General features: G+C 71.9%; 12 protein-coding genes. 10 read left to right on the top strand and 2 right to left on the bottom strand.

Annotation, left to right across the window (positions count from 1 at the left end; translation table 11 throughout):
• Positions 1 to 16: 16 nt before the first annotated feature.
• The 5 genes from RM812_RS21035 to RM812_RS21015 all read left to right on the top strand — a co-directional run bounded on the left by RM812_RS21035 (position 17) and on the right by RM812_RS21015 (position 4651).
• Positions 17 to 346, top strand: a complete 330-nt coding sequence (locus RM812_RS21035) for a hypothetical protein (RefSeq protein ID WP_311574727.1) — start codon at positions 17 to 19, stop codon at positions 344 to 346.
• Positions 347 to 583: 237 nt separating this feature from the next.
• A complete protein-coding gene (locus RM812_RS21030; protein WP_311574725.1) occupies positions 584 to 1534 on the top strand; it encodes a hypothetical protein in 951 nt (316 codons plus the stop codon).
• A gap of 335 nt (positions 1535 to 1869) precedes the next feature.
• Positions 1870 to 2082: a hypothetical protein gene (locus tag RM812_RS21025; RefSeq protein WP_311574723.1), complete on the top strand. Its 213-nt coding sequence runs from the start codon at positions 1870 to 1872 to the stop codon at positions 2080 to 2082.
• 344 nt (positions 2083 to 2426) lie between these two features.
• Entirely contained in the window at positions 2427 to 3914 is a 1488-nt protein-coding gene (locus tag RM812_RS21020; protein ID WP_311574721.1) for an FAD-dependent monooxygenase, read from the top strand.
• A complete protein-coding gene (locus RM812_RS21015) occupies positions 3911 to 4651 on the top strand; it encodes an SDR family oxidoreductase (RefSeq protein ID WP_311574719.1) in 741 nt (246 codons plus the stop codon). Before RM812_RS21020 ends, RM812_RS21015 begins: the two co-directional genes overlap by 4 nt.
• A gap of 327 nt (positions 4652 to 4978) precedes the next feature.
• On the opposite strand, the gene RM812_RS21010 is transcribed toward RM812_RS21015, so the two are convergent.
• Positions 4979 to 5755, bottom strand: a complete 777-nt coding sequence (locus RM812_RS21010; protein WP_311574717.1) for an alpha/beta fold hydrolase — start codon at positions 5753 to 5755, stop codon at positions 4979 to 4981.
• 340 nt (positions 5756 to 6095) lie between these two features.
• Here RM812_RS21010 and RM812_RS21005 point away from each other — a divergent pair, with 340 nt between their 5' ends.
• The 3 genes from RM812_RS21005 (at position 6096) to RM812_RS20995 (ending at position 9831) form a co-directional block, all read left to right on the top strand.
• Positions 6096 to 7298, top strand: coding sequence for an FAD-dependent monooxygenase (locus RM812_RS21005; protein ID WP_311574715.1), 1203 nt, complete (start codon positions 6096 to 6098; stop codon positions 7296 to 7298).
• Between the two features lie 213 nt (positions 7299 to 7511).
• Positions 7512 to 9002, top strand: coding sequence for an FAD-dependent monooxygenase (locus RM812_RS21000; RefSeq protein ID WP_311574713.1), 1491 nt, complete (start codon positions 7512 to 7514; stop codon positions 9000 to 9002).
• A gap of 64 nt (positions 9003 to 9066) precedes the next feature.
• Positions 9067 to 9831: an SDR family oxidoreductase gene (locus tag RM812_RS20995; protein ID WP_311574711.1), complete on the top strand. Its 765-nt coding sequence runs from the start codon at positions 9067 to 9069 to the stop codon at positions 9829 to 9831.
• A 103-nt stretch (positions 9832 to 9934) separates the two neighbouring features.
• Here RM812_RS20995 and RM812_RS43090 read toward each other — a convergent pair whose 3' ends face one another.
• On the bottom strand, positions 9935 to 10201 hold the full coding sequence (locus tag RM812_RS43090; protein ID WP_394816495.1) for a DUF6059 family protein: 267 nt from the start codon (positions 10199 to 10201) through the stop codon (positions 9935 to 9937).
• A 484-nt stretch (positions 10202 to 10685) separates the two neighbouring features.
• On the opposite strand from RM812_RS43090, the gene RM812_RS20990 reads away from it, so the two are divergent.
• Positions 10686 to 11303, top strand: a complete 618-nt coding sequence (locus tag RM812_RS20990; protein ID WP_311574709.1) for a cupin domain-containing protein — start codon at positions 10686 to 10688, stop codon at positions 11301 to 11303.
• A 33-nt stretch (positions 11304 to 11336) separates the two neighbouring features.
• On the top strand, positions 11337 to 11900 hold the full coding sequence (locus RM812_RS20985; RefSeq protein ID WP_311574707.1) for an NADPH-dependent FMN reductase: 564 nt from the start codon (positions 11337 to 11339) through the stop codon (positions 11898 to 11900).
• Positions 11901 to 12044: the final 144 nt, after the last annotated feature.

Below are 12044 nucleotides of genomic sequence, written 5' to 3'. Positions count from 1 at the left end.
GCCCGGCCACAACGCCGTGACGCTCGCGACCGATGACGGCCACCAGGCGACGGACGCATGCGCGGACCTGACGCCAATTCCCTCCGACCCGGCCACGCTACTGGGTGATCAGCGAGGCTTGCCTGCCGACGTCGACAGCGGGTACTTCATCCACTCAGCCGCGACGGCAGCGGACCATGTCCGCGAGTACGGCCCCGCTCGGATTGCATGCGAATCGATCGCACTGGTTCTCGGCGGCGACGGTGGGGGCCAGCTGTTCGCCATCGGAGACAGCGGACATGTCTGGAAGTCCACCACGGCTTCCTGGTCTGACGACTTCGAGGTCGCCGCGGCCAACTTGCAGTAATTCCTCGAACAGCTCGGTCGGCGGATCGCGAACCAGCCCTGATCGCCGGCCGAGGAGCAAACCCGCACCCCGCCCCACGGAGACGATCTCACTCCGCAGGTGGGGAATCGTGAGCAGATGGGTCACCCCCGAGCAGGGAGTGGCCGATTGAGGTCAAAGAGAGCCATCGACGTCACAACGCAGACGAAACGGTCTGGTGCGGCACTAGGATCTCCGAACCGATCATCAGGGGGCAACATGGCCATCGACATAGCCGAGGTACGCAGGCTCGTGGAGACGAACCGACGGAGGCGCCAGCGTCTGCTCGAGCGCCAGCAGGAGGAGTTCGATCAGCGGGTCGCCCAGGAGAACACCGCCCTGCAGAAGGCACGGCAGGCGCTCTACGACGAGGCCCTCGTCCCCTTCCGTGACGTCTTTCAGTGTCTCAAGCACGTCGACCTGACCGAGCCGACCGCGATCGAGAGACCAACCGTCGACGGCGAGGTGGGCATCGAGCCTCGACGGCCGCGCAAAAGTGCTGTGCAGGCCACTGTCGGCGTGCTGCTGGGCGGCGCCCTCCTTGGGGCCGTCGGCTCGCCCGTCGTCGGTCAGGTTGCCAAGGCAGGTGCCTATCGCGCGGTGCGTACTTTCGGCTCCGCCTCCACCGGCAGGGCGATCAGGAAGCTGTCGGGGGCGGCGGCCCGCAACGCTACGGAGGCGTGGTTCGGCCGCGCTGCCGGCGGTGGCGGGAGGGCGGCCGGGAGATTGGTGCTGTCCAAAATCGAAACGACTTCGGCCGGCCTCTCGCGGGACGTCATCGTGCAGTGCCAGATCCAAACGCTCGCATACGGCCACCAGGCCAGGGCACGGGACCTGGAGCGGCGCGAGAGGAGGATGAGAGAGAAGCAGGACGCGGCGCCCGCACTGCACGAGCGCGGCAAGGACATGCAGCGTGTACTGCAGGAACTCCGGTCCGAGCTGGTGGGACGGCTTCCGTCGTTCACCGCGCTGGTCGAAGCCTGCGACGACTTCGTTCAGTACGACTCCCGTCGGCGCGCGGAGGTGGCGGCGATGGTGGAACTCGACGGCCTCGCCGTCACGGTCATGAATTGCCCGATCACTGACGCGGAGGGCCGGATGACCGAGGAATCGGGGCGGGTCGTCGCCGACGCCGAGGCCCGACTGCGGGCCATGGAAACCGAGACGTGAAGCTCAGGAGAACTCGCGGGATGTCGCACAGTCCCTCAGCGGCCGGCCAACGAGGGGGCCGAATGTCGTCCCTCTACACCCTTCGCAGGGTGGCTGGCGTATGGGGCAGAGCCCCATGTCTTCCCTGACCTGGCCTGTTCTCCCCTTTGATCACCTGGGGTACTGATGTGCTGACGCGGCTTCTGACCGAGCTCCTGCCAGGGCGTCAGCCAGTGGCGAGTCACGACCGCCGGAACCCGAGTATCAGCATCGATGTCAGTGCCTCCTGTCAGCACGGGCGGTTGTGCGGGGGAGTGGTTACGAGGGGGAGGCCTGGCCGGCAGCAGCAGCGGGACGTGCAGCTGGTCGTCTTCGCCGTGGTGGTGGCGGCCGGCATCGGGCTGGTGGTGATGGTGGTCAATCGGCTGCTGGCGCACTGGTGGGTGCTCGTCATGGTCCTGGTGCTCGCCGTGCTGGCGGGCGCCCGGCTCACCCTCACCCGGGAGGCGCTGATCGACGGCGCGGACCGGGCCCGCCGCAGGACCGCGGGGATACTGCGACTCCACTAAGGAGTTGCGTCGCCACCGCACCGGTAGACCCCGGCCAATACGAGAACGGGGCCTGCGCCGCGGGCCCCGGCCCGAGTCGCGCCCGAGCCCCGTTTGAGCGCCCCGGCCGACCGTGGCCTCAAGAGGAGGCGCTGTGGACGGTACGTACGCAGGCGGGCGGGGCGATTCACCAGAGCCCCGGCGGGCCTGCCGATGACGACGGCGGCCGGCTCTCTCTGCCCAGGGCTCCGGGAACCCGCCAGGACCTTCGCCGCCCGGCGCGGGCGGGCAGCGGGGCCGGCCGGGTGCCGGCCGGCGTCCGGGCCACCTCACCCCCATCCTCACCCGGGAGCGAAATGAGCCGCATGAACACCGACGTCATCGTTGTGGGAGCCGGTCCTGTCGGGCTGATGCTGGCGTGCGAACTGCGTCTGGCCGGCGTCGGGTGCGTGGTGCTGGAGAAATCGACGGAGCCGACCGACCAGTCCCGCGCCCTGGGCTTCACGGCGCGCACCATCGAGACCTTCGACCAGCGCGGGCTGCTTCCCCGGTTCGGCGGCTTCGACACCATCCCCATCGGCCACTTCGGCGGGGTCCCGCTCGACTACCGGGAGGTGCCGGGCGGCTCCTACGGGGCCAAGGGCGTGCCGCAGTCGCTGACCGTCGCCGTCCTCGGCGAGTGGGCCGACGAGCTGGGCGTCGACGTGCGCCGCGGCTGGGAGGTGACCGGCCTGGACTCCGGCGACGACGGCGTCGAGGTGACGGTGACCGGCCCGGACGGACCAGCCCGGCTGCGCGCCGCCTATCTGGTGGGCTGCGACGGCGGCCGCAGCACCGTCCGCAAGAGGGCGGGCATCGGCTTCCCCGGCCACGACGCCACCATCGAGATGGCGTTCACCGAGGTGGTCGGAGTGACCGGGGTGCGTCCGCGGCCCAACGGCGAGCGGGTGCCCGGCGGCATGGTGCTCGCCTTCCAGCAGGGCCCGGACACCTTCCGGGTCACCTACTACGACGCCGGCGTCGTCCCCCGCAAGGGCGACGCGGCGCCCTCCTTCGAGGAGGCCGCCGCCGCCTGGCAGCGGCTGACCGGCGAGGACATCCGCGGCGGCACACCGCGCTGGATCGGCAAGTTCACCGACGCCACCCGGCAGGCGGACCAGTACCGCAGCGGGCGCGTGTTCCTGGCCGGCGACGCCGCGCACATCCATCTGCCCATCGGCGGCCAGGGCATGAGCGCGGGCGTGCAGGACGCGGTCAACCTCGGCTGGAAGCTGGCGCTGGCCGTCAAGGGCCAGGCCCCCGCACACCTGCTCGACACCTACCACGACGAGCGGCACCCGGTGGGCGCCCGGGTCCTGATCAACACCCTCACCCAGCGCAGCCTGTACATCACCGGCGAGCACATGCAGCCGATGCGGGACCTGTTCGCGGAACTGATGGAGCTGCCCGAGGTCCGCCGGCACCTCATCGGCATGGTCACCGGTCTGGACATCCGGTACGCCATGACGGCGCCGGACCACCCGCTGCTGGGCCGGCGTCTGCCGAGCACCGAACTGGTCGACGGGGCGGGCGAGAAGACGACGAGCCCCGAGCTGCTGCACACCGCACGCGGGGTGCTGCTCGACCTGGCCGGCGACGCCCGGGTGCACCGGGCCGCCGCCCCCTGGCAGGACCGGGTCGACGTCGTGACCGCGTCCCCGCACACGGCCGGTGCCGACGACCCGTTCGACGGCGCCGCCGCCCTCCTGGTGCGCCCCGACGGATACGTCGCCTGGGTCGGCGACGAGCGTGGCGCCGAGGGCCTGACGGACGCGCTCGCGCACTGGTTCGGCGAGGCGGTGACGGCGGCATGACCAGCGCCCCCGAACACGGCCGGGTCGCCCTGGTCACCGGTGCCAACAAGGGCCTGGGCCGGGAGATCGCCCGTCAGCTCGGCGCGCGAGGGGTGACCGTGCTGCTCGGCGCCCGCGACGCGCAGCGCGGCAAGCTCGCCGCTGAGGCGCTCACCGCCGAGGGACTCGACGCGCACCCGCTGCTGCTGGACGTGACCGATCCCGTCGTGGTCGCGGACGCGGCCGCCACGATCGACGAGCGGTACGGCCGTCTGGACATCCTGGTCAACAACGCGGGCATCACCGGGGCGTTCCACGGCCCGCCCGGCGCGGCCACCGCCGAGCAACTGCGCGAGGTGTACGAGACGAACGTCTTCGGTGTGCTGACGGTGACCAACGCGATGCTGCCGCTGCTGCGCCGCTCCGCGGCCGGACGCATCGTCAACATGTCCTCGACCGTGGGTTCCCTCACCCTGAACGCGGACCTCTTCGCCGGTTTCGGCGACTACAACCTGGTCACCTACCAGTCCTCCAAGACGGCTCTGAACGCGCTCACCCTCGCCTACGCCAGGGAACTGCGGGACACCCCCATCAAGGTGAACGCGGCCAACCCCGGCTTCACCGCCACCGACATGAACAACCACCGCGGCCACCAGTCGGTCGAACAGGGCGCCGTCACGGCGGTACGGCTGGCCCTGCTCGGCCCCGACGGTCCCACCGGCACCTCGCAGGACGACACCGGCACCGTCCCCTGGTAGCGGCCGGGCACCGCCGCCCCCAACCGGTGCCGCTCCCGGCGGCACCGGCCGGCCGCATGAGCGAAGCTCCCCGCCGGGAGGCCGGCCGCATGAAGCGAAGGCCCCCGCCGGGAGGCCGGCCGCATGAGCGAAGCCCTCCACCGGGAGGCCGGCCCCGGCAGCAAGGGCGCCACCTGGGCCACCGCGCACGCGAGCGAGCCCCCGCCGGAGCCCGCCCCGGGTCTCCCGGTGCGGGCCCCGCCAGGGGGCTCGCCGATGACCGGCCCCGGCAGGGGGCCCGGCGGCCCGGTGCGCACCGCCCGCGCACCGCCCGCCCGCCGCCCGGTGTCAGGCGGTGACGAATTCCACCAGCACCGGCCCGAGCACCTCCGGCAGCACCCGGTGCCACACCCCGGGCAGCTCCAGCAGCCGCCCGTTCGGGAGTGCCGCCGCCGTCGCCCGGGCCGCCGCGAGCAGCCAGTCGCCGGTGTGATCACTGTTGATGACCACCGTCTCCAGCCGCATTCCGGCCAGCCGCTCGACCGGCACCCGGCCGTCGCCCATCACCGCGGTGTCGTAGGGCAGGGTGTGCGCCAGCGATTCGTTGGACGGCCACAGCGGGCTGTCCTTCCATTCCTGCACCCACTCCGGCGGGAAGCCCACGTGCTCGGCGAGGAAGTACTCGACGGCCTCACCGCGCCGGTCCTCGGCGAGCAGCGCGTCCAGCTTCTCCGCGAAACCGGCGGGAGGCGTGCGGAAACCCGGGACCCGGTAGGGCGGCTCCAGCAGGGCCAGCTTGCTGATCGACGCACCGGCGAGAGCCGCCTCCAGCACCAGGATCGCCCCGCTGGAGCCGCCGAACACCGCCGCTTGACCGCCCGCCTCGTCGATGACCGCCTGGAGGTCCTCGATCTCCCGCTCGACCGCGTAGGCGGGAGCGTCCCCGCTCTGACCACGCCCGCGCCGGTCGTAGGCGTACACGGTGCAGTGGGGAGCCAGGTGCGGGACGAGTGTGTCGAAGGCCGTGTGGTCGCGGAAGCCGCCGCCGAGCAGCACGAGCGGGGGGCCCTCGCCGGACTTCTCATAGGCGATGGTGGTGCCGTCCCGCGATACGACCTTGTGCATCACAAACTCCCCAGGGACATATTCCTGCCAGTTTTCCATCTCTGTCCGAGAACGTATCCGCGGATTTCGGCGGCGGTCAATGCGGAAAGCGTGGACAGTTGAACACCCGACTGTTCAACCTCGGCATTCCGCAGTCGAACACCGGAAATGCCGTCGGGTGTTGTCGGCGGGGATCCGCTGAATTACCCTCGCCCGGTAAGCGGGCCGGCCCCCGCACTTCCCCGCGGTCAGCCGCGCAGGTCGAGAAATCCCGAGCCGGCGCCCGTACACGGCCGAGACCGAAGCGTCCACGCCCCGCAGCGGGCCGATCGACGGCCCCCGACCGACCAAAGCAGGAGTTATGACCTCCCAGATCCGCACCGCACTGGTCATCGGCGGTGGCATCGCCGGTTCGACCACGGCCATGGCGCTCCAGCGCGCAGGGATCGAAGCCTGCGTCCACGAGGCCCACCACGTCACCGCCGACGGCATCGGCGGCGGCCTGAGCCTGGCACCCAACGGCGTGCACGCCCTCGACGCGATCGGCGTCGGCGACGTCATCCGCCAGGTCGGCACCCCCATGCGCGGCACCGTCCTGCACAGCGGCGACGGCGAACTGCTCGGCGAGATCACCCTGCCGGCCGACCTGCCGCCGTCCCGGTTCGTCTGGCGCGGCGAGCTGTACCGGGCGCTGTACGACGAGGCGACCCGCCGCGGCATCCGCACCCTGCACGGCAAGCAGCTGGTGCGCGCCGAGGACACCGGCGACGGCGTCAGAGCCCACTTCGCCGACGGCACCGAGGAAAGCGCCGACATCCTGGTCGGCACGGACGGCATCCGCTCCACGGTGCGCGCCCTCATCGACCCGGCCGCCCCCCGCCCCCAGTACGCGGGCCTGCTCGGTTTCGCCGCCCCGCTGGCCGAGACGGGGCTGCCCGGCACCGACGGCAAGCTGCACGTCAGTTACGGCCCCGGCGGCTCCTTCGGCCACCTGGTGCACGCCGACGGCTCCGGCGGCTGGTTCGTCAACCTGCCGCACCCCGAGCCGCTGACGCTGGCCGAGGCCCGGCAGACCCCGCCGGAACAGTGGCTGGACAGGCTGCGCCAGGCGTACGCCGACCACTGCGCGCCCGCCGCTGACCTGCTGGCCCGCACCGAGGCGGCCGACCTGCTGATCACCGGCCCGCTGGAGACCATGCCGCCGGTACCGACCTGGAGCCGGGGCCGGATGGTCCTGGTCGGCGACGCCGTCCACGCGGCCTCCCCCAGCTCCGGGCAGGGCGCCTCGCAGGCCGTGGAAAGTTCCGTACAGCTGGCGCGCTGCCTGCGCGACCTGCCCTACGACCAGGCGTTCACGGCGTACGAGGGGCTGCGGCGGGCCCGCGTGGAGCGGATCATCGCCCTGGCCGCTCGCACCAACGCCGGCAAGGCCAGCCCGCTCACGCGCGGAGCGCGCGACCTCAAGCCCGAGCCCCTCGACTGGCAGTTCACCCACCGCATCGACTGGGACGCCCCCGTCCTGCCCTCGGAACCCGCCCTCGAATTCCAGTCGAAATCCGCTTGAAGCCCGCTTGAAGTCCATTCGAGAAATGTTCGAGGCATACTCGAGGGATGATCAGGGGAAAGTGGGCATTCGCTCGATAAGGGCGCATAAAGCTGCTGTGGTCCGCTGGCGCGACTATTACGCGAGTGGCATTCATGTCATGATGGGTGCCACATCGGCGCTCGACGTCGTGGGCGGACATATGTCTTCGACGCTGCAAAGGGAGAGCGGATTGTGGATACTCGCGTCATAGTGGTCGGTGCCGGCCCTGTAGGTCTCATGCTCGCGGGTGAACTCAGGCTCGGCGGCGCGGATGTCACCGTCTACGACAAACTGCCGGCGCCGTCCGGGGAATCCCGGGCCCTCGGCTTCACCAAGCGCGTCGCCGAGATCCTCGACCAGCGTGGTCTGCTCGCCAGGCTGGGCGAGTTCCGTCGCGGCCAGCGAGGCCACTTCGGCGGTGTCGGCTTCGACCTGAGCACGCTCGACGAGAGCCACCACGGGGTGCTCGGCCTGCCCCAGTCGCGCACCGAGCAGCTGCTCACCGACTGGCTGGCCGAACTGGGGGTCACCGTCCGACGCGGCCACGAGGCCGTCGCCTTCACCGAGGCCGCCGACGGCGTCGAACTCGTCCTCGACGGCCCCGACGGCCGCCACCAGGACACGGCCTCCTACCTCGTCGGCTGCGACGGCCCCGACAGCACGGTCCGCGCACTCGCCGGCATCGCCGCCCAGGGCTGGGAGTCCACCCGCGGGATGTACATGGCCGACGTGACGGGCATCGAGCTGCGCCAGCGCCCCACCGGTGAGCACGTCCCGGGCGGCAACATGATCCTGTCCGTCAGCCTCGGCGACGGCTACTACCGCGTCCTCATCCACGACCGGAGCCTGCCGCCCCACCCCGAATCCACCACGCCGTCCTTCACCGAGGTCGCCGACGCCTGGCAGCGCATGACCGGCGAGTCCATCCACCACGGCAGCGCCCGCTGGACGGCCGCCTTCGGCAACGGCGCGGGCCTGGCCGCCACCTACCGGCACGGCCGCGTCCTGCTCGCCGGAGACGCCGCCCACGCCACCCCACCGCTGGCCGGCTGGGGACTGAGCACCGGCATCCAGGACGCGGTCAACCTCGGCTGGAAGCTCGCCGCGGTGGCCACCGGACGCGCCTCCGAAAGCCTCCTCGACACCTACCACGCCGAGCGCCACCCCCTCGGCGAGCAGCTGCTGCGCAACACCCACGCCGCCACCGCCCTCTACCTCAGCGACGAGGAGATGGACCCGCTGCGCGCCGTCATGCGCGAGTTGATGGACGACAAGGGCGCCGCGGAGCACTTCGCCGGCATGGTCAGCGGCCTCGGCGTCCACTACGCCACCTGCCCCGGCGAGCACCCCCTGGTGGGCCGCCGCCTGTCTCCCGACCACGCACTCGACCTGCCCGACGGTCGTCGCACCCGCGTCGCCGAACTGCTGCGCCCGGGCCGCGGCGTCCTCGTCGTCACCGACGTCACCGACGGACCGCAGGACCGGGCGGCGGCCTGGTCCGACCGGGTCGACGTCGTCACCGGCACCTGGGTGCCCGCCGACACCCCGGGCGCGCCGCAGCTGCCGGCCGCCGCACTGGTCCGGCCCGACGGCTACGTCGCCTGGGCGGAACCGGGCGGCGCCGACCTGACCGCAGCCCTGGAGAACTGGTTCGGCCCGGCCCGCGTCACCGCGGGTATCTAGCATCAGACGACCCCGAACCCGCAGGAACTCCAGACCCCCAGAGCGAAGAGGAGACAAGGGAGCGATGACCGCACCCATTCTGGTCACCGGTGGCACAGGCACCCTCGGAAGCCATGTGGTCCCCCTGCTGCAGCAGGCCGGCCACGACGTACGCATCCTTGCCCGCAAGCCCCGCGAGTCCGCCAACGGCATCGAGTACTTCGCCGTCGACCTGATGACCGGCGAGGGCATCGACACCGCCCTGCGCGGCGTGGAGACCGTGCTGCACCTCGCCGGCAGCAACAAGGGCGACGACAAGGTGGCCCGCACCCTGGTGACCGCCGCGAAGAAGGCCGGCGTCCGTCACATCGTCTACATCTCCGTCATCGGCACCGACACGATGCCACTGGGCTGGTTCAAGACCCAGCTTGAAGCGGAGAAGATCATCACCGATTCCGGCATCCCCTGGTCCATGCTGCGCGCCGCCCAGTTCCACGACATCGTGTGGATGATGGCGCAGAAGATGACCAAGATGCCTGTCGTACCCGCCCCCGGCGGCCTGCAGTTCCAGCCGGTCGACTCCCGGGAGGTGGCGGCCCGCCTGGTCGAGCTGACTCTGGGCCAGCCGGCCGGCCGCGTGCCCGACCTGGCCGGACCGAAGGTCTACCCGCTCGGCGACCTGCTGCGCAGCTACCTGTCCGCGCAGGGCAAGCGCCGCCCGATGCTGCCCGTGCGCATGCCCGGCAAGGCCGGCAAGGCCTACCGCGCCGGCCAGAACCTCGCCCTGCGGGGCAACGACGTGGGCAAGCGCACCTGGGAGGAGTTCCTCGCCGAGCGCGTGGCCGCCTGACCACCACCCCTCCCTCCGCTGCTGCCGGGGCCCCGCCAAGGGCCCCGGCAGCAGCGTTTCACGGCACCGACGGCACCGGCACTGCCGGCACCGAGCACGGCCCTCAGCGAGACTCCAACTCCCGTGCCAGGCACCGCTCCAGCGGCGTGAACGCCACATCCCCGCCCACCTGCTCCGGACGGCCCGGCCCCGGCACAGACCCCGGCCCCGACACAGGCCCCGTCAACGGGCCCACCGCTTCCCCGGGGACTGCGTGCCGGAGCGCTCCGCTCGTGCCACCGGGCTCCGGGCCCGTGTGGGGCGTGCCGTACACCACCACGCAACGGTAGATCGCGCGCCGCACGCGGCAGGTGCGCAGCAGATCCCACATGGCGGGTCTCCTCAGTGGTCGGCGGTCAGAGGCCATCCACGCCACCTTGCGGCGGGGCGGCGGAGAAGTACCGCAGATCCGCTCGAGCCCTGCCCCAGCCCACCCCGCCCCCCGCCGGAGTACGGCCTGCTCCCCGCCGCAGTGCGGCCAGTGTCCCGCCACAGCCGCGCCCGGACCCCGTCCGAAGCCGCGCCCGGGGCCCGCTCGACCGACGAGGGCCACCCGCCACCGCACCCCCGGTCCCGGGTCGGCCCGGCCCTCGCCCCCACACCCGCGCAGACCCTCGCCACCAGGCACGACACCCGGCAGCGCCACGGCCACCCGACGCCCGCCCGCCACCGCGGCCCGCCCGCCCGGCCCGCTGCGCGCGCGGACCGTAACGGCAAACCTCCCTGTCCAACCGCGTCCCGGCATCCGCAGTCGGACACCCGAGCCGCGGGTTAGATCGAAGACGCCGTGCGATGCGATCCGAGAGAGGGACCCCATGACCTACATCATCCACCCCGGTGACCGGCCCGAAGGCCGCCGCGGATTCGAGATCGTGCTGTCGAGCATGATGACGGACGGGGCGGCGTCGTTGGTGGAGACGCGCCAGGGGCCGGCCTGGTCCGGCCCCCCGTTGCACACGCACGCGGAGTCCACGGAGACGTACTTCGTCGTCTCCGGCAAGCTGATCGTCCAGGTCGACGACGAGGTCGTCGAACTCGGTCCGAGCGCCATGGCCCACATCACCACCGGCACCCGGCACACCTGGGCCACCCCTCCCGGCGAGGGCGCGCACTTCCTGACCCTGCACATGCCCGGCGGCTACGAGGACTACCACCCCACCGCGTTGCAGGCCGAGAAGGACAACGGCGGCCCCCTCACCCAGGAGGACCTGTTCAAGATCGCCGCCCGGTTCGACTGGCGCCCCGCCGGCGACCGGCCGATGCGGCTGACCCCCGACGGCCGCCTGGTCCCCGCCGCCCAGGCCGACGAGGAGGCCGCCCGCCTGCGCGAGGAGTGGCTCGAGGCCAACGGCCGGCCCATCGAGGTCCAGCCGATCCACGAAGACGGCTTCTACGACAAGTCCGACACGGCCGAGGCCGGCCAGAACGCCTGAACGCGGCGCCAACGCCTGTACGAAGGAGCACCCGTGAGTGACCTGAAGATCGCCGTCATCCTCGGCAGCACCCGCCCCGGCCGCAACGGCAAGGCCGTCGCCGACTGGGTCATGGACCGGGCCGGGGCCCGCACCGCCGCCGAGTACGAACTGATCGACCTCGCCGACCACCCGCTGCCGCTCCTGGACGAGCCCGTCCCGGCGGTCCGCCGCCAGTACCGCAACGAGCACACCAAGGCCTGGGCCGCGAAGATCGCCGCCTTCGACGGGTACGTCTTCGTCACCCCCGAGTACAACCGCTCCATCCCGGCCGCGCTGAAGAACGCCATCGACTACCTCCACCAGGAGTGGGCCGACAAGGCCGCCGCCTTCGTCTCGTACGGCACCTTCGGCGGCGTCCGCGCCGTCGAGCACCTGCGCGTCGTCGCGAGCGAACTCCAGCTGGCGCACGTCCGCCAGCAGTTGTCGTTCTCGATGTTCACCGACTTCGAGAACTGGTCCCTGTTCAAGCCCGGCGAGCAGCACGACGCCACCGCGCCCGTCCTGTTCGGCCAGCTGGAGTCCTGGGCCCGCGCCCTCAAGACCGTCCGCGCCTGAAGGTACGGCGGGCTCGCCGTCGAGGTGCCGACACGAGGCCGGGACGACGCGGACACGACGCGGACACGACCGACACGACCCCGACACGACCACCTGAAAGACCCCGAACGTCGGCCGGCACGGTCGGCCCCCCGGCACGCGGCC

The organism is Streptomyces lancefieldiae (assembly GCF_031845825.1).
Taxonomy (GTDB): domain Bacteria; phylum Actinomycetota; class Actinomycetes; order Streptomycetales; family Streptomycetaceae; genus Streptomyces; species Streptomyces lancefieldiae.
The sequence above is the reverse complement of the archived record's forward strand: the minus strand, read 5'-3'. Positions and strand labels throughout refer to the sequence as shown.